The following is a 20,202-nucleotide window of genomic DNA, read 5'->3' as shown; positions in this document are numbered from 1 at the left end:
TGCATTTTCTTGTTAATCACACAAACTAAAAACGACGCTCAAAAAAAGCGTCGTTTTATAGTTTTATATATTACCAGATTTTTACTCTTTTATCTGAATCAATGTACATTTTATCTCCTTTTTTGATTCCAAAAGCCTGATAAAAAGCATCAACATTCTGAATTGGCACAACAGCTCTGAACATTCCAGGAGAATGCGGATCTGTTTTTACCTGATTTTTAAGTGCTTCATCTCTGGTTTTTGTTCTCCAAACGGTTGCCCATGAAATAAAGAAACGTTGCTCTGGCGTAAATCCGTCAATTAATCCAGGATTTCCGTGTGCTTTTAAGTACAATTGCAAACCATCATAAGCTGCATTAATACCACCTAAATCACCAATATTTTCACCAAGCGTAAATTTACCATCTACATGAATTCCAGGCAATGGCTCTAAAGCACTATATTGATCTGCCAAAGCAGTCCCAAGCGCAGTAAATTGTTTTAAATCCTCAGGTGTCCACCAGTCTACCAAGTTTCCTTCGGCATTATAACGTGCTCCTGAATCATCAAAACCATGAGAAATTTCATGACCAATAACAGCTCCAATACCACCATAATTTACAGCTTCATCAGCTTGGTAATTGTAAAACGGAGGTTGTAAAATTGCCGCCGGAAATACAATTTCGTTATACGATGGATTGTAATACGCATTTACAGTTTGTGGCGACATTCCCCACTCTGTTTTATCAACCGGTTTGTTTAGTTTTTCAATTCCTTTTTTGAAATTCCATTTAGAAAGATTGCGTTCATTTCCGAAGTAACTTCCTCCATCAGCAACACTTTTAATTTCAAGTGCCGAATAATCTTTCCATTTATCAGGATAACCAACTTTTATTGTGATTTTATTTAATTTTTCAATCGCTTTTACCTTTGTAGCTGCAGACATCCAGGTCAAATTATTAATACGATTTTGGTACGCCAAAATAACATTATGAATCATATCGACTGCTTTTGTTTTTGCTTCGGCAGGAAATACTTTTTCTACATATAATTTACCAAGTGCTTCACCAATAGTGTTGTTTACAACTTGTAATGCTTTTTCTTCGCGTGGCAATTGTTTGATTGCACCTCTTAATGTTTTGCTGTAAAAATCAAAACTTGCAGTTTCAATATCTGTTGACAATGTTGTAGAAACTGTGTTTAGCAAATCCCATTTTAGATATTCTTTCCATTGTGCTACTTTGTTTTCTGTAAAAACAGTTTGCAAAGCCTTCATGTACTTAGGTTCCATAACCACTACGGTATCTAATTTTGCCAAACCAAGATTTGTAAAATAAGCATCCCACTTAATAGCAGGTGTTAATTTTTGAAGTTGGGCAATTGTCATTGGGTTATATTGCAAACGGCTGTCTCTGCTTTCAACACGATTTAATCTTGGTTTAGACAATTCTGTTTCTAAAGCTAAAATCTCAGCAGCACTTTTATTTGCTTTCTCTGCAGATTCTCCTGTAAACTGCATCATTTTTGCAACATGAAGTTGGTATTTTGCACGTTTTTCCTTAGAATCCTTATCATCAGATGTGTAATAATCTTTATCCGGTAATCCCAATCGGCTTACGCCAAGACTAACCGAGTTTTTAGAACTGTTTTTTTCATCAGCACCAATGTAAATTCCAAAAAAACCAGAACCACCTTCCGGCTCCATTTCAACTAAATATTTTTGAAGATCTGCAACATTTTTGATTGCATCAATTTTTTTAAAATAAGGTTCTAAAGGTTTTATGCCTGCTTTATTTCTGCCAACAGTATCTAAAATCGTAGAGAATAAGTTAATTGCTTTTCCCTGATCTGTATCTGATTTATATTTTGGATTTTTTGATGCTTCCTTAAGGATAGACATTGCATCTTTATCTGTTTTCTTGATCAGTTCATTAAAACTTCCCCATGTTGTACGATCACTTGGAATTTCAGTCTGATCAAGCCACGTTCCGTTTACATATTTAAAAAAATCCTGACTCGGACTAATTTTGGTATTCATGTATGAAACGTTAATACCCGGTTCTTTTGAAGTTGCATTTTGAGCTTTAACAGCCGTCAATGAAACGGTTACAAAAAAGGCGCAGAATAAAGGTCTGCAAATTTGTTTTTTCATTTATATTTAATTTTGTGGTCTTTATACAAACGTATTCCTAATATTTGAAACGCTATGTTAAAATTTTTGAAATAATCGCAATAAAGCGTTTTATCCTAACATCATTAATAGATATCATCGAATATTTTCATGTATTTAATACCGGTTTATAACTTGATATTAGAATTGTTTTTGGAATATTTGTTACAAAGAATTTAAATAAAAGTGAGAACAAAAATTCAGAGTGCGGTTTCAGGAAAAATTAATGCCATAGGATTACCTATTTTGGCACTTTGCTGGGTAAGTTTTTTTTGGGGAACTACATGGTTAGCATCTAAAGAAGGTGTTAGACATATGCCCGGTTTGCAATTGGCAAATATTCGTCAGCTTTTGGGCGGAGTTCTGTATGTGGGCTATTTTATCCTAAAAAAAGAACCTTGGCCAAAAGGCAAACAATGGCGTACGATTATTGTTTTGAGTATTTTAAATTTTGCTTTGAGTAACGGATTAAGTACTTGGGGCGTAAAATATATGAGCAGTGGTTTGGGAGCGATTATTAGTGCACTTTTTCCTATTTGGATTATCATTATCAACTTTTTTAATGGTAAGAAAATTGCAAAAATGGCTTTACTCGGAATGCTTATTAGTTTTGGAGGTATTTGTATTATTTTCATTGATTATATCGCTGACTTTCTAAAACCTGAATTTCAATTCGGAATTATTTTAATGACTGCTTCTACAATTACTTGGGCATTTGGAATATTAGAAACTAAAAAGCAAGCCGCAAACTTTAATCCGTATTTTAGTTTAGGATTGCAAATGCTGATTTCGAGTGTATTATTATTTGGAATCACAGAAGCTTCAGGAATTAATATTCCGCTAAGCGAAATACCTTTGGCTTCGTGGTGGTCAATTGGGTATTTGGTAATTATTGGTTCTGTCCTAACTTTTATTGCTTTTATATATTCCCTTCAAAATCTTCCAACAGAAATAAGCAGTATTTATGTTTACATCAATCCAATTGTGGCGATGATCTTAGGCTCTTTTATTTTTGGCGAAGTGTTAACACAGGCAATTGTTATTGGCGCTGTTGTAACTTTAGTGGGATTGTATCTGGTTAATAAATCTATTCGAAAAAGATAAAAAGGTTTTTTTGCCACAAATTTCACAAATTTTCACGAATTAACTTTTTATTGAAATTTATGAGTAAGTTCAAAAAATTAACGCGATTTACATTAGTGAAAATTTGTGAAATTTGTGGCAAAAACCTTTCTTACTCGGTTGCATTGTTAAAAACCAAACCCAATTAGCTTTTTAAAAAGTGCTTTTTGTACTTTTGCACGAAATTGTTTTTATGAAATCGTTTCTATACAAATACCGTAAATTCTTTATTGTTCTTATTGTATTTTCGGCTGTAACTATATCCTTATTTTATTCGGCTTTAAAGCCACAAAAAACATTACCAATTTACAATCCTGCTGATGTAAATCCTGAATTGGTCGATAGTACAATTCAATATAAAAGCAAATACCACACAATTGCTGATTTTAAATTTGTAAATCAAAACGGAGATACGATTACTCAAAAGAATTATGAAGGTAAAATTTATGTTGCCGATTTTTTCTTTACGACTTGCGGATCTATTTGTCCAAAAATGAGCACTAATTTAACCGAAGTTCAAAAAGCAGTTTTAAATAATCCGAAGGTAATGTTACTTTCGCACACCGTTTTTCCTGAGGTCGACAGTATTCCGGTTCTAAAAGCATATGCCATAAAATATGGTATTGTAGACAGTAAATGGAATTTAGTTACCGGAGACAAAAAAGAAATTTATACGATGGCCAGAAAATCTTATCTGGCGGTTAAACTTGGTCGTCCGGATCAATTGTATGATATGGTACATACTGAGAATTTTGTTTTGGTAGATCAAAAGCGTCGTGTTCGCGGTTTTTATGACGGAACAAATAAAGAGGAAATCAAACGCCTTTTAGAAGACATCAATTTCTTGTGTCAGGAGTAAAATCCCTTATTTTTAGAAACATTTAGCATTTACAAAAGTGTTAAATGCCTTGAAATAAAGAATAATTGCCTACTTTTGCAATCTAAATTCAATCTAAATAAGCTTTGCAAAATACTATCCATACTCTAAAAAAAGGCGAGAAAGCCATTATCAAAGATTTTGATATCGATCTTATTCCTCTAAAATTATTAGAAATGGGTTGTTTGCCGGGTAACTTAGTCGAATTGCTACAGATTGCTCCTTTTGGAGATCCATTATATTTGGACATTAATGGTTCGCATGTTGCCATTCGTGTAGAAACTGCTCGTGAAATTGAAGTTGAACTTATCAAAACCAACTTATAATGAGCATTCAAAATATCAATGTTGCCCTTATTGGAAATCCAAATACAGGAAAAACTTCTGTTTTTAATCAACTTACAGGATTAAATCAACAAGTGGGGAATTATCCCGGAATTACGGTTGAGAAAAAAATAGGGTTCTGTAAATTACCGCACAATATCAAAGCCAATATTCTGGATTTACCCGGGACTTATAGTTTGAACGCAAGTTCTATGGACGAAAGTGTGGTGATTGAGCTTTTGCTGAATAAAAACGACAAATTATATCCTGATGTTGCAGTTGTGGTTACAGATGTTGAAAACCTGAAACGAAATCTGCTGATTTACACTCAAATAAAAGACCTTGAAATTCCGACGATTTTAGTCATTAATATGTCAGATCGCATGGAAAGCAAAGGAATAACTTTAGATATTCCGTATTTAGAAGAAAAACTAAAAACGAAAATTGCTTTAGTAAGTTCTAGAAAAGGTTTGGGAATTGATGCGTTAAAAGAATTAATTGTTTCTTATAAAACGATTCCGCATGAACCGTGTTTGAATTCATCGGTTATTGATGAAGAATATTTTAAAAAATTACAACATGCTTTTCCTAACCAATTATTGTACAAATTATGGTTGGTGATTACACAAGATGTCAATTTTTTGAATTTAGATCGAAATGAAATCAGAAGCACTTTTACCAAATCACATTCAGAACTAAAGCGTTTACAGCAAAAAGAAACTATAAAACGTTATCAATTTATAAACGATGTTCTTAAAGAAGGTTTAAAAGTTGATGCCACAATGGCAAAAGATTTTAGAGCTAAGCTCGATCGTGTTTTAACTCATAAAGTTTGGGGTTACGTAATTTTCTTGGCGATATTATTTTTGATTTTCCAATCGATTTTCAGCTGGTCAACTATTCCAATGGATTTTATCGACAGCACTTTTGCATCTTTAAGCAGTTGGGTTGCTCAGGAATTACCAAGCGGAATTCTTACTGATTTACTTTCGCAGGGAATTGTGCCGGGAATTGGTGGAGTAATTATTTTTATTCCGCAAATTGCCTTTCTATTTTTGTTCATCTCCATTCTGGAAGAAAGCGGTTATATGAGTCGTGTTGTATTCCTGATGGATAAAATCATGCGTAAGTTTGGACTTTCCGGAAAAAGTGTCGTGCCTTTAATTTCAGGAACTGCGTGTGCAATTCCGGCAATTATGGCAACCAGAAATATCGAAAACTGGAAAGAACGCCTTATTACGATCTTAGTAACTCCGTTCACGACTTGTTCTGCAAGATTACCGGTTTATACGATTATAATTTCATTGGTTATTCCGGAAGAACGTCTATTTGGATTTCTAAATGTACAGGGTTTGGCTTTGATGTTGCTGTATTTATTAGGTTTTGGAACTGCAATTCTATCGGCTTATATCTTAAATAAAATATTAAAAATAAGTGCTAAAACGTATTTCGTTGTCGAAATGCCAAGTTATAAATTACCTCTTTTCAAGAACGTTGCGATTAATGTTGTCGAAAAAACAAAAGCTTTCGTTGTTGGAGCGGGTAAAATTATCTTAGCAATATCAGTCATTTTATGGTTTTTAGCTTCATATGGTCCGGGAAAAGATTTTAATGACGCAGAAACTATCGTAAAAGAAAGATTTGTAGATACTCCTCTGGACGAAACAACATTCGAAAATGAAGTAGCTTCTCAAAAATTAGAGAATTCTTATATTGGGATTATGGGTAAAGCTATCGAACCTGCAATTTCGCCGTTAGGTTACGACTGGAAAATAGGTATTGCAATTATCAGTTCATTTGCTGCACGTGAAGTTTTCGTAGGAACTCTTGCGACTATTTACAGTGTAGGAAGCAGTGATAACGAGGCGACTATAAAAAGTAAAATGCAGGAAGAAATCAATCCGGAAACGGGTAAGAAGATCTTTAATTTTGCTTCTGGAATTTCTCTATTATTATTTTATGCTTTTGCAATGCAATGTGCGAGTACACTTGCTATTACAAAAAAAGAAACCAATTCATGGAAATGGCCTGCAATACAGCTTTTCCTAATGAGTGGCCTTGCTTATTTTGTAGCGCTTTTTGCGTATCAACTTTTAAAATAAACAATCATGGTACAAGAAATTATTGCCTTTGTCATATTATTTATTGCCGTTGGTTTTTTGGTTAGAAAATTCCTTTGGAAACCTAAAAAGAAAAAAGATTGCGGTGACGGTAATTGTGGGTGTTCATAAGGAAAGATTCTAAGTTGCTAAGGAACTAAGGTTCTGAGGTTTTAGAAGGGCTTCGACTTCGCTCAGCCTGACAAAGCAAAACAGCTTTTTATTTTAGAGATAACATTATAAAACATAAAAAAATGGCTTCAATATGAAGCCATTTTTTATTACTGAAAACTCAGACTGAGACTGAGACTGAAAACTGAGACTGAAAACTACTTAACTCCCTCCCACTCTGCATAAAACTGAGCCAGAAAAGTTTCCATAAACTTATGTCTTTCTGCAGCGATTTGTTTTCCGGTTTCGGTATTCATTTTATCTTTTAAGAGTAAAAGCTTTTCGTAAAAATGATTTATCGTTGGTGCATTATTCTTTTTGTACTCTTCTTTGGTCATATTGGTTACCGGCGTAATTTCGGGATTATAAAGCGTTCTGTTTTTAAATCCTCCGTAATTGAACGCTCTTGCTACTCCAATTGCTCCTATCGCGTCTAAACGATCCGCATCTTGCACGATGTCCAATTCTACAGAGGTGAACTTCTTTTCGAAATTTCCGCCTTTATACGAGATGTTTTCGATGATATTAACAACATGTTGAATAATCTCTTCTGATACACTTTCTGATTCTAAAAACAAACGCGCTGTTTTAGGCCCTATGGTTTCATCTCCGTTATGAAATTTACTATCTGCAATATCGTGAAGCAAAGCGCCTAATTGAACAACTGTGAGATCACAATCTGTATCTTTTGCAATTAATAAGGCATTTTTATATACACGCTCAATATGAAACCAATCGTGTCCGCCTTCGGCATCATTTAGTTTTTCTTTTACAAAGGCAATTGTTTTGTTTATAAGGTCGGTATTACTCATAATTATATTTATTGTCTGTGTGTTATGGCCCGCGGATTTTGCGGATTGCATGGGTTTACACAGTTTATTTTTTAATTTCTATTTTCTGGAAATCTTTATAGAATAAAAAAAGTTGATTGTTAAAGTTTTACAAACCTCAACAATCAACAATATTTTCAATATCAATTTAAAATCTAAAATTCAAGTTTCAGAACAATCTAAACTCTAAAATCAGAACTCTAAAATATTTAAAGTCTCGCTGGTTCAACCCATTTAAAGATATGTGATTCTTGCGGAATCACTAATCTTTCTGAGATTCTTGCCATACGAGATGGTAATTTCATTAAGTAATCACGTGCTTTTTCAGCTTCATCTGTTAAATTAGAAATCTTATCAATTTCCCATTTATCGATTAATTTTTGCATGATATCTACATAATCGTTTGCGGTGTAAACTCCAATACGTTGAGCAGAATCAGAGAATTGTTCGAAAGCAGAACTGATCTTTTGACCAGATTCTCTTAAAAAGTGTGCCGGCATAACGATTTTTTGTTTCATCATGTATTGAAACGCCAACATCATTTCGCTTGGATCTACTGCAAAAATACGAGTAACAAACTCGCTATATGCGTGGTGATGACGCATTTCGTCACCAGCAATCATTTTACACATTTTAGACAACTTGTTATCTCCAAATTTTTTCGCCATTTGGGCTACTCTATTGTGCGAAACATAAGTTGCTAATTCCTGGAAACTGGTGTATACAAAGTTTTTGTATGGGTCAGATCCAGTTCCAATATCAAAACCGTCGTTGATTAAGTGCTGTGTTGTCATTTCGATTTCACGCATGTTCACACGACCGGACAAATACAAGTATTTATTTAGTAAATCACCGTGGCGGTTCTCTTCTCCTGTCCATTGTCTGATCCATTTAGACCAGCCATTTCCACCATTTTCTACCTGATTTATACCTTCTACATCCATTAACCATGATTCATAAGTTGGCAAAGCTTCCTCAGTGATTGTGTCACCTACAAGTGTTACCCAGAAATCATATGGTAATTCTTTAGCAATTTCACGTAACTCTTTTACCTCCTCAAAGAAATTTTCTCCTTCAGAATTAGGCAAAAAGTCTGACGGCTGCCAAATTTTTTCCACTGGAATTAAATACTGTTCAACGAAGCTATCCACGTTTTTTTCCAAAAACTGCATTACTTCTAATCTAATGTTTTTTATAGACATTACTTATTTTAGATTTGGGATTTTCATTTCAGATTATTCTGAATCAAAAATCTATTTATACTCGTTTACTCCTTCTACAACTGCTTTCTCTGTCATCGCCATTAAATCAGCAAAGTTATAGTCTTTTACTGCCAAAGCCTTATGTGCTGTAAAGGTAAGGCGATTTCCTAAACCTACAGGAAAAAAACCATATTTTACCATTTTCCATGAATTGTTGATACTCACTGGTACTATATACGCAGAAGGTGCATATTTACATAGAATTTTTAAACCATTTTGAGCGAATTCTTTCGGTTTTCCTGTTTTGCTACGCGTTCCTTCAGGAAAAATAACAGCAGATCTATTGTATTTCTCAATATATTCAGACAATCCTTTGATTGCAGGAATGGCTTGTTTTGGGTCTTTACGGTCAATTAGCACTGATCCTCCGTGGCGTAAATTATAAGATACACTCGGAATTCCGCTACCTAACTCCTTCTTACTTACAAATTTACAATGAAAACGTCTAAAATACCAAATCATTGCGATAATATCGTACATACTTTGGTGATTTGAAACAAAAATAATTGGAACTCCGGTTGGAATGGTTTCTCTGTTTTCGATTTTATAAGTTGTTCCTACAAGATTTGTGCATCTTAAAAGGCAAAAATTTAAATAATCGACACTTTTTTTATGAGCCTGATAGCCAAAAACATTTAGGCAAATCCATTGTATTGGATGAAATACAAGCAAACACAAACTAAAAATGATATAGTATATAGCAGATATTGGATAGGAAATTATTTTTTGCATGCTTAAAAAATTAATGCCCAAAAGTAATAAATAAATTTTTAGCCTTATAAAAATTGAAAACAATAACCGTTTTTCTGGTTTAATTGTACCTTTGCCTATAAAATTGCAAATTTTTTCTGAATTAAATGAACTTCACTTACCCCAAAAATGAACGCTTAAAGAGCAAAACGACAATTGGTTTACTGTTTTCTGAAGGAAAATCGGTTTCTAAATATCCATTGCGTTTGGTTTACCGTCAAGCGGAAGTTGATGCAGATGAAAAAATAAAAATGGGCGTTTCTGTCTCTAAAAAATACTTTAAAAAAGCGGTTGATCGTAATTATTTCAAACGCGTTTTGAGAGAAACGTATCGTTTGAACAAACATTTGCTTTTAGACAATATCCAGGAACCGTATTCTTTGATGTTTTTTTATCAGACGAAAGACAAATTATCATATGAAGAAATCAATACCAAAACAATTCAGTTGTTTGAGAAATTCCTTTTGCAGGTAAACAAACCTATTGATTCTGAAAATAAAACGGAGTTGTAATCTTTCAATTATAACTTTATTTATCAAATTAGACCAACGCTTATAAAAAAATTGTAGTTTTAGATTTAATTTGAAATAGATATGAAATATATTTCCATTTTATTCTTTGTTCTTTTTAGCTTTACGGGTTGTGGTAAAAACGAAGAGCCAATGGCTGATATGGCAGTTAGTGCCATTAAACTTACTGCAAAAAACGAATCTGCTACCAGTTCTGATGCACAAGCTGAGCCAGCTTCTCCTCAAATTTCGCAAAAAATTATCAAAGAAGCTTCTCTTCGATTTGAAACTAATGATTTAGAAGAAACTTTTAAGCAAATTCAAACTGCAATTGCTACAAATAAAGCTACGATTGAAAATGATTCTGAAGGAAAAGATTATAACAACATTTATAGAAATCTAACCATTCGTGTTCCAAGTGAGAATTTTGATGCTTTTATAAATTCTGTTTCAAAAGGTGTTTCTTATTTTGAAAGAAAAGACATTTCGGCTCAAAATGTAACCGAACGATATATTGACCTAACCACAAGATTAAATAACAAACGTAAACTCGAAGCCCGTTACTTAGAAATATTACAAAAAGCGACAAAAATTAGCGAGATTCTGGAAATTGAAAAACAGATTTCAGCCATTCGCGAAGAAATTGAAGCTAAAGAAGGACAGCTGAAATACTTGGAAAGTCGTGTATCAGAAAGTACTGTTACCATCGAATTCTACAAAACCATTGCTCAAAAAGAAGGGGTTAAAACTTCGTACGGATCAAAAATCTGGACTGCCATTCAATCGGGATTTTTTAGTCTTTCAGAATTTTTAATATCGATCATTAGCCTTTGGCCATTTATTATACTATTTTGCGTATTCGCCTATTTTATTAGAAAAAGATTTAAAAGAAAAAAACTATAATCATGTATCCTTATTTCAAAAAGAAATTCATCATACCAACTGTTGCGGCAGGATTTTTATTTATTGGAACCAGTTTCAAAGACGACTTTTTTGAAATTGCCAAGCAAATCGAAATCTTCACCACATTATTCAAAGCCGTTAATACGAATTATGTCGACGAAACCAATCCTGGTGACTTGATGGATAAAGCGATTAAAAGCATGTTGGGAAGTTTAGATCCTTATACGGTTTATTTTAACGAACAGGATGTTGTAAATTTCAAGATCAACAATACGGGAGAATATACGGGAATTGGCGCTTTGATCTCCAGAAAAAAAGATCGCTTAATTGTTCGTGAACCTTATAAAAATTATCCTGCTGACAAAGCGGGATTAAAAGCAGGCGACGAAATTATCCAGATTGGTGATGTTTTGATTGCTGATTTTAAAGATGACGCTTCGCAATTGTTAAAAGGAACTAAGAATACTAAAATTCAGATTAAATACCTGCGTCAGGGAAAAACGTTTACTACTGAATTGGTTTTGGATGAAGTTGATATTAAATCAGTTCCGTTCTATGGAAAGATAGATGATAAAACGGGTTATATCGTTCTGGCACATTTTAGCCGTAAAGCTTCAAATGAAGTAAAAGACGCTCTTGAAAAACTAAAAGCTGATGGCGCTACGCAAATTGTGCTTGATTTAAGAGGAAATCCGGGTGGCTTGCTAAATGAAGCAATTGATATATGTAACTTGTTTGTTCCTAAAAATGAAGTTATTGTAACGACAAAATCAAGAATCGAAAAACATAATAACACCTATAAAACAACAAAAGAACCTATTGATACTCAAATTCCGTTGGCGATTTTGGTAAACGGACGAAGTGCTTCTGCCTCTGAAATTGTTTCGGGAGCTTTACAGGATTTAGATCGTGCGGTAGTTTTGGGAAGTCGTAGTTTTGGAAAAGGTTTAGTGCAGCGTTCTGTTGATCTGACTTACGGAACTCAGCTAAAAGTAACAATTTCACGTTATTATACGCCTTCCGGTCGTTGTATTCAGGCTTTGGATTATGCGCATAAAGATAAAAATGGCGTGGCTCAAAAAACCGAAGCTAAAAACTTTAATGCTTTTAAAACCAGAAAAGGAAGAACGGTTTATGATGGTGGCGGCGTTTTGCCGGATATTGAATTAGACGAAGCTAAAATGAGTCCGATTACGACTGCGTTATTAAAAAATGACGGAATCTTTGATTACGCAACTACCTATTATTATAAGAATCCAAATCTTGGAGATAAAATACCAACGGTTTCAGATGCTGATTACGTGAGTTTTAAACAATACTTAAAAGCAAATAAAATTAGTTTTGATACGGAAACCGAAGTGGCTTTGAAAAATACTCTGGCTGCTGCCAAAAATGAAAAAATCGATGAAACAATAGCTCCGGAATACCAACAATTATTGGCTGCCCTTGAAAAAAGTAAAACAACTTTGCTGGACAAGAACCAAAAAGAAATTAGAAACCTGATTCAGGAAGAACTGATTAAAAGATATCAATATCAGGAGGGATTATATCAATATTATATTAGAAACAATTCAGAGATTAAGAAGGCGGTAAGTGTTTTAAATAATCAAACTGAATATAAAACGATTTTAAAGATGTAAAAATGAACATTTGTAGAGCCTTATTTCTGTTTTTAATTTACAATTTATCGGCGCAGCAAAAAACCATTGAAACCATTTATTTCGAATTTGACAGATTCGATCTTACACGAAAAGCAACCGAAGTTGTAAACTGTTTTATTAAAGATCTCGACACTTCAAAAGTAGCGTCAATACAAATTTATGGGTATTGTGATGATCGGGGAAATGATGAATATAATTTTCAATTATCAAATAATCGCGCCAGGACTATCCAGAATCTATTAGCCTCAGCCGGATTTGATAATAGTACTATCATAATTCTTGAAGGCAAAGGACGTATTTTACTTAAAACAGATACTGTAGAAAACTTGCATGAAACGCGTTCCAGAAACCGCAGGGTTGATTTGATCATTTTTAAGAAAAACAACCTCGGGAAAGGAATTCATGATTCGTTTAGCGATAAAATTAAAGTAGGTGATAAAATTTTCTTAGAAAACATTCTCTTTAATCTTGGAAGTTCAAAACTGACTTCGCTTTCTAAAAAAGAACTGGATAAAGTCGTAGTTATTTTAGAAAATAAAAAGAACGTGCGTTTCGAAATTAGGGGTCATGTTTGTTGTACTCCCAAAATTTACAGCGACGGAATTGATAAGGATACTAAAGAAAGGAAACTTTCGTGGAACCGCGCAAAGACCGTTTTTAATTATCTGAGTTCCAAAAAAATTTCTAAAAACCGAATGACTTATCGCGGCTGCGGCAATAAATTTCCGTTAGGAAAAGGTGATGCCCTTGATCGCCGCGTCGAATTTTTAATTACCAAATTATAGCTTTCTGACTTAAAGTAAAACTCTAAGAAAAACTACTACACGTTTGTATTTAAATTAGTTATAATTAAATATTTAAATAGATTTATATATTGCAATAATGTTGCATTAGTGTGATTCTAAATACACAATATGTTTAAATCAAGATTAGCTGATTTTAGAATTTAATAAATATTATTCTCTGATCATCTCAATATGCGGAATATCATCTTCAAGATACATTTCGCTGGATTGTACAAATCCGTGACTTTCATAAAATTTCTTTAGGTACAATTGTGCTCCGATAGTTATTTTGTCTTTATCGAAATTTGATTTTATTCCTGCAATGGCTTCTCGCATTAAATCGTGTCCCCATTTTTTGTCGCGATAATTTGCATCTACCACTACTCTGCCAATTGAGGCATTGTCGAAACTAATTCCGGCATCGAATAAACGCGCATAGGCTACAATTTTGTCGTCATATTGACCAATTAGGTGTAATGCTTTCTTGTCTTTTCCGTCAAGGTCCAGATAAACGCAATTTTGCTCTACTACAAAGATTTCACTTCTTACTTTTAGTAAATCATATAACTCATGAACCGTTAATGCCTCAAAAGGCTTTATTTTCCACTTTAATTCCATTATGTATTCTATTTCAATTTTAATAACGCTAAGCAAAATTACATTAAATAAAAATCCTGACTACAAACTGCAATCAGGATTTATACTTTTGATTGAATAAAAGCTTATTTTTTCTTCATGATAATTTCCATACTTTTATATTCATTTCCATTTTTCACATCAAACATTTCCATTTTACGAGTTTGTGGATCTACAATTGTATAGATTTCCCTGAAAGGTGTCTTTTTCTGATTTACAGGATTTACGACTTCTCCTTTTAGTTCCATACTTTTTGTTTTATCATCATATTTACCCATTGCCACCATCATTCCTGTACCCATGTTGTCGATAAAAGTTGTTGTATATTCTTTGCTGGAGTTGTTGTAAGCAAGGGTACTTTTTCCTTCAAATGGCTGTCCCATTATTTTTCCCTGATAATTGGTTTCCTGATAACGCCCTCCAAGAATCATTTTGACATTTGCTACAGAACTTGATTTTTCAGGTTTACCATTTGGTTCGTACCAGAAAGTCATATCGCAATTCCAGGTTCCTACTTCATCTGTCATTAGTTTGTGGGGTTCGCCCGGTTTAGCATAATCTTGCCAGGCTTTCATTTCTGTTGCTGAATCTACAGGTTCTTCGGCAATTGGTTCTGTTGTTATAATGCTGTCTTTAGCATTTACGGTTCCAACTTCTGTTTTTACTTCTTTTTTACAGGAAACAAAAAACAGCAGTAACATTACTAATACTGTGATTAAATTTTTCATAAGTCTTTGTTTTAATGTTTGTTACAAAACAAAAATAAGAAAAAATATTAGTTAATTGTTTTCGGTTTTGATTGTTATCGTTTATCTATTTTGACAGATTTTATAATTGCTTCCAGATCAAACATTAAATCACGTTCCTGATTTGAGGGCGAATAACAGAATCCTTCTATAACTAAAATCCTATTGTACATTTCGTCTACAATTGCATAATTGATAAAAGGCCCGGACATAAAATCATTCTTAAGTTCCCAGGTTCCTTTGGTTTCATAAGCGTTTTTGCCGTCTAAAGTTGTCGAAGAAAAATAAGGTGCATAAGCTTCCCCTGTAATCATTCTTGTATTGGGTTCGCGTCCTTTGATGTAACTGCCAACGGAATCGCGCATCCTGATGATATTGCTTATTACATTTGAGCCTTTTTTAAAACTGCGCAAAGGTATCTGATAGATGAGTAAGCTTGTGTTGCCACTGATTATATCTTTCTTTAACCAAATGAAATTCTTTTTGTGCAACATGTATTCATAACCTGTTGGAATTTGCAAATCGATATGAAATTTGTTTTTTATAACAGCAGGGTTTAGAAGTGATTTGCTGTTGTCTTCCTGGATTTTTTTTATTTCGGCATCCCGAATGATCTTAATAATTTGTGAGGAGTTGAGTTCGATGCTGCAAATAATATCATCTACAGATTTGCCGTAAATACGAAATGTATTATGGGGTAATGCTCTACTGTGATTGATTTCGAATTTGTCTGCAACTGCTTTTTTGACTACAATTATACTGCGGCTGTCTGTAACGAAACCTTCAAGCAGACGAGCGGGATATTGATTTATGGTAAATAACGGTTCTTCCTGGGTAAGACCCAAAACCGGTGAGGCAAATTTATTACGGATGCTGTCACCTACTTCACCATACCACAACTGATCGTCTATGATAATAGAGATCGAATTGGTTTTTCCGGATACAGGCTGGGACTGCTTTTCATTTTTGAAACACGAAATGAGTGCAAATGGAATTAGCAGCAATAAAAAATGGGTTTTATTCATTTTCTTAATTTATGAAATAAAACCCAAATTTATGTAAGATTTTTTTACTATCCGTTTATTTTAAGTTTCATTCCGGGTTTAATTTCTCCGTCTTTTATATTATTCCATTTTTTAATATCTGAAATTGTAACTCCCGGATATTTTTTTGAAATACTATACAACGAATCTCCTTTTTTAACGTAATAGTCTTCTCCAAGATCTTTGGCTGAAGTTGCTTTTTTCTTGAATGAATCAATCGAAGAATTTGAAGCAATTGCAGTGTTTACGGCATTTTCATCAATAATTTCAGGTGTTGCTTTAGAAACTACCAATGTTTTGCCTAAACCAATATTATTTGAAGTTAAACTATTTAGTTCTTTTAACTCCGCAATAGTCGTACCGAATTTTTTAGCAATGCTTCCTAAATTATCTCCTGCTGCCACAACATATTCTTTAGATTGTGTATTGTTTTTATCTTTATCATCTGCGGCAGCAATTGCTTCTTCTGATCTTTTCTCAACAGCATTAGTTTTTAACTCTTTAAAGCTTTTAGTAACCGGATCGTAATCTGTTTTCAGTTTTAGATTTCTTCCTAACGCAACTGCATTTGATTTAAGATTATTCCATTTTTTTAATTCAGGAATAGTCACATTATATTTAGCTGCAATGGTTCCTAAGTTATCTCCTTTTTGAACTCTATACCACTTAACATCAGTATCTGTTGGCTCAATTATTTTCTCCAGTTTTGCTTTTGCTTTTGGCGTTACTTTCAAAGCCAATTTTGCGGGCATTGTTTTATTTAGGGACTGATACGCTACGTAGTCATAAATTTTATCTTCGTTTGAAACAAAAGTGGCGATTTTATCTTTTGGCAAACGCAAATAATGTGGTTCGTTTTGATAAAAAGGTACTACGTTTAATTTATACGAAGGATTTAAAAGTTGTATTTGAGATTGTGGCATGTCTAACAAATCTGCGATTTGCTTGAATGACATTTGATTTTTGATCTGAACTGTATCAGTTTCAAAGTTTTTAACTACGGCTCTTTGCGGATTAATTCCGTGTTCTTTATGATATTCAAAAAGATACATTGTAGCTAAAAAAGCGGGTACATAACCTTGGGTTTCTTTAGGAAGATGGTTACGAATGTCCCAGTATTTTGTTTTTCCGCCAGAACGACGAATTGCTTTGGTAACATTTCCGGGACCTGAGTTGTATGAAGCTAAAACAAGTTCCCAGTCGCCAAAAATGCTGAACATTTTAGTCATGTATTCTGAACATGCAGCTGTTGCTTTAAGCGGATCACTGCGTTCATCGATATAGGAATCTATTTTAAGGGCATATTGTTTCCCGGTTCCGTACATGAATTGCCAAAGTCCTGTGGCGCCCATTTTAGAAACTGCTTTAGGATTTAAAGCAGATTCTACAACGGCTAAATATTTAATTTCTAATGGGACGTTTTGTTTTGCAAAGGCGTCTTCAAAAATTGGGAAATAATATTCTGATAAAGACATTAATCGTGAAAACGATTTTTTACGATTTTTAAGAAATGACTTTATTATGTTTTCTAAACCTTGATTGTATTCAATGTCAAAAGGTGATTTCTCATTCATTGCCTGAAGACGCTGTTTTAGCAATTCTGTTGGCAGTTCTTCATCTACAGTAACATCTGTGTTGATGGTTTGAATGTCTTTGGTAAGATCATCGTAAATATCTAAACTTACTAATTCGTTCATCCAGAGACTATCAACGCGGGTTGCCATTTCGTCTCTTTTAAAAGAATTTTTAACAGAATCTAAATACGATATCTTTACAATTGGCTTAATCTCTACATCTGTCTTTGCAACATCTTGTGCAAACATCGAAATTGAAAAAAAAGCAGAAACAACTATTGATATTTTTTTTACAATCATATAACATTTTTTTAAAATTCTATAAATCAAACTATTATAGAAGGCTTACTTTTGCAAACTTAACCAGTTTATGCATGTAAATTATGTAAAAAAATGTTAATTGTGATATTTTAGTCTAAAATCGCAGCGATTCCAGGTAAAACTTTCCCTTCTAACATTTCTAGCATAGCCCCGCCACCAGTGGAAACATAGCTCATTTTGTCTTCGAAACCAAATTGTTTTACGGCAGCAACTGAATCTCCACCTCCAACTAATGAAAATGCTCCATTTTCTGTCGCTTCTGCAATATAATCACCTAAAGCTATAGTCCCTTTTGCAAATGATTCCATCTCAAAAACGCCTAATGGACCGTTCCATAAAATAGTTTTTGACTCTAAAATTACTTTTTTGAAGTTTTCTAAAGATTTTGGACCTGCATCAAGACCTTGCCATCCGTCTGGAATTTCTGTTACGTTAACAACTTTTGTATTTGCTGTGTTTGAGAAATCATCTGCAGCAATTACGTCAACCGGAATATGGATCTGAACTCCTTTTTCTTTGGCTAATCTTAAAATTTCAAGTGCTAATTCTTGTTTATCATCTTCGCAAATAGAATCTCCAATTTTACCACCTTGTGCTTTAATGAATGTAAAAGTCATTCCGCCACCAATGATCATGTGATCTACTTTGTCCAGGATGTTTTCGATAACTGTAATTTTAGAAGATACTTTTGATCCTCCAAGAACTGCTGTTACTGGTTTTTCGCTATTTTTAAGTACTTTGTTTAAGCTTTCTATTTCTTTTGCCAACAATGTTCCGAAACATTTTTCTGTTGGAAAAAATTGTGCAATGATTGTTGTTGAAGCGTGCGCTCTGTGTGCAGTTCCAAAAGCATCGTTTACATATATGTCTCCAAGTGAAGCTAATTCTTTTGCAAAAGCAACATCTCCAGCTTCTTCTTCGGCATGAAAACGTAAATTTTCAAGTAATAAAACTTCTCCTGGTTTTAGGTCTTTGGCTGCAGCCTGAGCTACTTCTCCAACACAATTTTCAGAAAATTTAACCTCAACTCCTAAAATTTCTGAAGCTGTTTTTAAAATATGTTTTAATGAATATTTTTCTTCAACTCCTTTTGGTCTTCCTAAATGCGACATCAAAATTACGCTTCCGCCTTGTGCTAAAATAGCATCAATTGTTGGTTTTGCAGCTTCGATACGTGTAGCGTCAGTTACATTAAAATTTTCATCCAGTGGTACATTAAAGTCAACACGGATAATTGCTTTTTTATTTTTAAAATCGAAATCGTTTAAAGTTTTCATTAGATAATTTTTTAGTTTTTTTGAAAGAAAAACAAATATAGAACTTTTAAAGTATCAATAAATATAAAAATAACCTATCTACAATAACGAAAACGTTATAAGTTAAGAAAAAAAACAAATTAGGTATTAAATTGTTTAAAATGCTCTAATCGTGTACCGGACTTTGTGTACATGGACAGTTACTGATTGACTGTAAGAAATCGAAGCCAATAGTTATTGAGTGTGTACCTGTGTTATAGTTACCCAAATCGTTGAACATTACCTGGTATGAATATCCAAAATAGAATTTAGATTTCATGAAACCTACCATTGGCCCAACTGATAATGGTTTAGGAAACTGGTCGTTTAGGAAACGGTATGAAACTCCTATCCAGTAATAGTCTTCGTAACGGTTGTAACGTCTGTACTTAAAGTTAAAATCGGTTGTAGAACGTTTATCACTTGCAAAATATTGGTAGTAGACAGACGGTTCATATTCGATACGGCTGTTTTCTCCGTCTTTAAAAACGTATCCTGAATATACCTGATAGTTGGAAAGTAAACTAGGTTCTACTCCTCTGTATTTATCGGTATTTTTCTTTAAAACGTTATTGGCGTTAAAACTTACATAGAAGCTTTTATTACGATACAAGGCACTAATATCAAAGTTACTATTAGCATTATAACGATTATCTGTAACTCCCGGATCGATAAAAGGCTGATTAGGTGTACTAGTAAATTCATCTGTATCAATACGGAAAGTATTGATGTTATAGGAAAGTCCAAAAGACAGGTATTGCTTAGAATAATAATCTAAAATGATGTGGTGTGCAAAGGAAATTTTAGCTCCGGTTTGACGCGTATAACCATTTTTATCATTATAAATATTGATACCAACTCCGGAACGATCCAGTACTCTAAAATCAGCATAAACTGATTGGTTATCTGGTGCATCTTTAATTCCCACCCATTGTGTAAGACCGTTGGCCCTAATTCTAAGGTTGTCACCAATACCGGCAAAAGCTGGTGAGATAACAAAAGGGTTGTCTGCCAAATATTGTGTAAAAACTGGTAGGTTTAACTCTTGGCTGTAACTTGTTGTTACAGCCATGAGTACTAAAGATAAAATAAACTTTTTCATTGTAATAATTTTTTTAGATAACATCATCAGGGGCTCTTATTTTG

At 33.6% G+C, this 20,202-nt stretch carries 19 protein-coding genes; 9 read left to right on the top strand and 10 right to left on the bottom strand.

Going from position 1 to position 20,202, the window contains the following annotated elements; genetic code table 11:
- Positions 1-70 precede the first annotated feature (70 nt).
- Positions 71-2,131, bottom strand: a complete 2,061-nt coding sequence (locus tag ASF10_RS08905) for a M13 family metallopeptidase (RefSeq protein WP_056247832.1) — start codon at positions 2,129-2,131, stop codon at positions 71-73.
- A gap of 204 nt (positions 2,132-2,335) precedes the next feature.
- Here ASF10_RS08905 and ASF10_RS08900 point away from each other — a divergent pair, with 204 nt between their 5' ends.
- The 5 genes from ASF10_RS08900 (at position 2,336) to ASF10_RS23915 (ending at position 6,702) form a co-directional block, all read left to right on the top strand.
- Positions 2,336-3,253: a DMT family transporter gene (locus ASF10_RS08900; protein WP_056247830.1), complete on the top strand. Its 918-nt coding sequence runs from the start codon at positions 2,336-2,338 to the stop codon at positions 3,251-3,253.
- 211 nt (positions 3,254-3,464) lie between these two features.
- A complete protein-coding gene (locus tag ASF10_RS08895) occupies positions 3,465-4,130 on the top strand; it encodes an SCO family protein (RefSeq protein WP_056247828.1) in 666 nt (221 codons plus the stop codon).
- Positions 4,131-4,234: 104 nt separating this feature from the next.
- Positions 4,235-4,474: a ferrous iron transport protein A gene (locus tag ASF10_RS08890; RefSeq protein ID WP_017495803.1), complete on the top strand. Its 240-nt coding sequence runs from the start codon at positions 4,235-4,237 to the stop codon at positions 4,472-4,474.
- The gene (gene feoB, locus ASF10_RS08885) at positions 4,474-6,573 is read left to right on the top strand and encodes a ferrous iron transport protein B (RefSeq protein WP_056247825.1); all 2,100 of its coding nucleotides are present in this window, start codon (positions 4,474-4,476) and stop codon (positions 6,571-6,573) included. Before ASF10_RS08890 ends, feoB begins: the two co-directional genes overlap by 1 nt.
- Before the next feature lie 6 nt (positions 6,574-6,579).
- Positions 6,580-6,702 carry a FeoB-associated Cys-rich membrane protein gene (locus tag ASF10_RS23915; RefSeq protein WP_082472408.1) on the top strand — a complete coding sequence of 41 codons (123 nt, stop codon included), beginning with the start codon at positions 6,580-6,582 and terminating at the stop codon, positions 6,700-6,702.
- A gap of 197 nt (positions 6,703-6,899) precedes the next feature.
- Here the strand turns inward: ASF10_RS23915 and ASF10_RS08880 are convergent, their stop codons facing one another.
- The 3 genes from ASF10_RS08880 to ASF10_RS08870 all read right to left on the bottom strand — a co-directional run bounded on the left by ASF10_RS08880 (position 6,900) and on the right by ASF10_RS08870 (position 9,565).
- Complete coding sequence (locus tag ASF10_RS08880; protein WP_056247822.1) at positions 6,900-7,553, bottom strand: HD domain-containing protein; 654 nt, start codon at positions 7,551-7,553, stop codon at positions 6,900-6,902.
- 227 nt (positions 7,554-7,780) lie between these two features.
- Positions 7,781-8,773: an acyl-ACP desaturase gene (locus ASF10_RS08875; protein ID WP_056247819.1), complete on the bottom strand. Its 993-nt coding sequence runs from the start codon at positions 8,771-8,773 to the stop codon at positions 7,781-7,783.
- 51 nt (positions 8,774-8,824) lie between these two features.
- Positions 8,825-9,565, bottom strand: coding sequence for a lysophospholipid acyltransferase family protein (locus ASF10_RS08870; RefSeq protein WP_056247817.1), 741 nt, complete (start codon positions 9,563-9,565; stop codon positions 8,825-8,827).
- 125 nt (positions 9,566-9,690) lie between these two features.
- Between ASF10_RS08870 and rnpA the strand changes: the two genes are divergently transcribed.
- The 4 genes from rnpA to ASF10_RS08850 all read left to right on the top strand — a co-directional run bounded on the left by rnpA (position 9,691) and on the right by ASF10_RS08850 (position 13,441).
- Positions 9,691-10,095, top strand: a complete 405-nt coding sequence (gene rnpA / locus ASF10_RS08865) for a ribonuclease P protein component (RefSeq protein ID WP_056247814.1) — start codon at positions 9,691-9,693, stop codon at positions 10,093-10,095.
- A gap of 81 nt (positions 10,096-10,176) precedes the next feature.
- Positions 10,177-10,995, top strand: coding sequence for a DUF4349 domain-containing protein (locus tag ASF10_RS08860; RefSeq protein WP_056247811.1), 819 nt, complete (start codon positions 10,177-10,179; stop codon positions 10,993-10,995).
- 2 nt (positions 10,996-10,997) lie between these two features.
- Complete coding sequence (locus ASF10_RS08855) at positions 10,998-12,635, top strand: S41 family peptidase (protein WP_056247808.1); 1,638 nt, start codon at positions 10,998-11,000, stop codon at positions 12,633-12,635.
- A 2-nt stretch (positions 12,636-12,637) separates the two neighbouring features.
- Positions 12,638-13,441, top strand: a complete 804-nt coding sequence (locus ASF10_RS08850; protein ID WP_056247805.1) for an OmpA family protein — start codon at positions 12,638-12,640, stop codon at positions 13,439-13,441.
- A 171-nt stretch (positions 13,442-13,612) separates the two neighbouring features.
- Here ASF10_RS08850 and ASF10_RS08845 read toward each other — a convergent pair whose 3' ends face one another.
- From ASF10_RS08845 to ASF10_RS08820, 6 genes are all read right to left on the bottom strand, one after another.
- Positions 13,613-14,059, bottom strand: a complete 447-nt coding sequence (locus ASF10_RS08845; RefSeq protein WP_056247803.1) for a GNAT family N-acetyltransferase — start codon at positions 14,057-14,059, stop codon at positions 13,613-13,615.
- A 104-nt stretch (positions 14,060-14,163) separates the two neighbouring features.
- The gene (locus tag ASF10_RS08840; protein WP_056247801.1) at positions 14,164-14,805 is read right to left on the bottom strand and encodes a DUF1579 domain-containing protein; all 642 of its coding nucleotides are present in this window, start codon (positions 14,803-14,805) and stop codon (positions 14,164-14,166) included.
- A gap of 74 nt (positions 14,806-14,879) precedes the next feature.
- Positions 14,880-15,848, bottom strand: coding sequence for a DUF4837 family protein (locus tag ASF10_RS08835; RefSeq protein WP_056247799.1), 969 nt, complete (start codon positions 15,846-15,848; stop codon positions 14,880-14,882).
- Positions 15,849-15,895: 47 nt separating this feature from the next.
- Positions 15,896-17,740 carry a LysM peptidoglycan-binding domain-containing protein gene (locus ASF10_RS08830; protein ID WP_056247795.1) on the bottom strand — a complete coding sequence of 615 codons (1,845 nt, stop codon included), beginning with the start codon at positions 17,738-17,740 and terminating at the stop codon, positions 15,896-15,898.
- Positions 17,741-17,850: 110 nt separating this feature from the next.
- Positions 17,851-19,038 carry a phosphoglycerate kinase gene (locus ASF10_RS08825; protein WP_056247792.1) on the bottom strand — a complete coding sequence of 396 codons (1,188 nt, stop codon included), beginning with the start codon at positions 19,036-19,038 and terminating at the stop codon, positions 17,851-17,853.
- Between the two features lie 145 nt (positions 19,039-19,183).
- Entirely contained in the window at positions 19,184-20,158 is a 975-nt protein-coding gene (locus ASF10_RS08820) for a type IX secretion system membrane protein PorP/SprF (protein WP_056248947.1), read from the bottom strand.
- Positions 20,159-20,202 lie beyond the last annotated feature (44 nt).

It is taken from the genome of Flavobacterium sp. Leaf82, assembly GCF_001422725.1.
Classification (GTDB): domain Bacteria; phylum Bacteroidota; class Bacteroidia; order Flavobacteriales; family Flavobacteriaceae; genus Flavobacterium.
This window is presented reverse-complemented; position numbering and strand designations above follow the sequence as displayed.

Bases quoted from the DNA above. Each gene is read 5' to 3' on its own strand.
- ASF10_RS08905 (WP_056247832.1), bottom strand. From the start codon at position 2,131: ATGAAAAAACAAATTTGCAGACCTTTATTCTGCGCCTTTTTTGTAACC.
- ASF10_RS08895 (WP_056247828.1), top strand. From the start codon at position 3,465: ATGAAATCGTTTCTATACAAATACCGTAAATTCTTTATTGTTCTTATT.
- feoB (WP_056247825.1), top strand. From the start codon at position 4,474: ATGAGCATTCAAAATATCAATGTTGCCCTTATTGGAAATCCAAATACA.
- ASF10_RS08855 (WP_056247808.1), top strand. From the start codon at position 10,998: ATGTATCCTTATTTCAAAAAGAAATTCATCATACCAACTGTTGCGGCA.
- ASF10_RS08825 (WP_056247792.1), bottom strand. From the start codon at position 19,038: ATGAAAACTTTAAACGATTTCGATTTTAAAAATAAAAAAGCAATTATC.
- ASF10_RS08830 (WP_056247795.1), bottom strand. From the start codon at position 17,740: ATGATTGTAAAAAAAATATCAATAGTTGTTTCTGCTTTTTTTTCAATT.
- ASF10_RS08845 (WP_056247803.1), bottom strand. From the start codon at position 14,059: ATGGAATTAAAGTGGAAAATAAAGCCTTTTGAGGCATTAACGGTTCAT.
- ASF10_RS08880 (WP_056247822.1), bottom strand. From the start codon at position 7,553: ATGAGTAATACCGACCTTATAAACAAAACAATTGCCTTTGTAAAAGAA.
- ASF10_RS08870 (WP_056247817.1), bottom strand. From the start codon at position 9,565: ATGCAAAAAATAATTTCCTATCCAATATCTGCTATATACTATATCATT.
- ASF10_RS08820 (WP_056248947.1), bottom strand. From the start codon at position 20,158: ATGAAAAAGTTTATTTTATCTTTAGTACTCATGGCTGTAACAACAAGT.
- ASF10_RS08860 (WP_056247811.1), top strand. From the start codon at position 10,177: ATGAAATATATTTCCATTTTATTCTTTGTTCTTTTTAGCTTTACGGGT.
- ASF10_RS08840 (WP_056247801.1), bottom strand. From the start codon at position 14,805: ATGAAAAATTTAATCACAGTATTAGTAATGTTACTGCTGTTTTTTGTT.
- ASF10_RS08875 (WP_056247819.1), bottom strand. From the start codon at position 8,773: ATGTCTATAAAAAACATTAGATTAGAAGTAATGCAGTTTTTGGAAAAA.
- ASF10_RS23915 (WP_082472408.1), top strand. From the start codon at position 6,580: ATGGTACAAGAAATTATTGCCTTTGTCATATTATTTATTGCCGTTGGT.
- ASF10_RS08850 (WP_056247805.1), top strand. From the start codon at position 12,638: ATGAACATTTGTAGAGCCTTATTTCTGTTTTTAATTTACAATTTATCG.
- ASF10_RS08835 (WP_056247799.1), bottom strand. From the start codon at position 15,848: ATGAATAAAACCCATTTTTTATTGCTGCTAATTCCATTTGCACTCATT.
- rnpA (WP_056247814.1), top strand. From the start codon at position 9,691: ATGAACTTCACTTACCCCAAAAATGAACGCTTAAAGAGCAAAACGACA.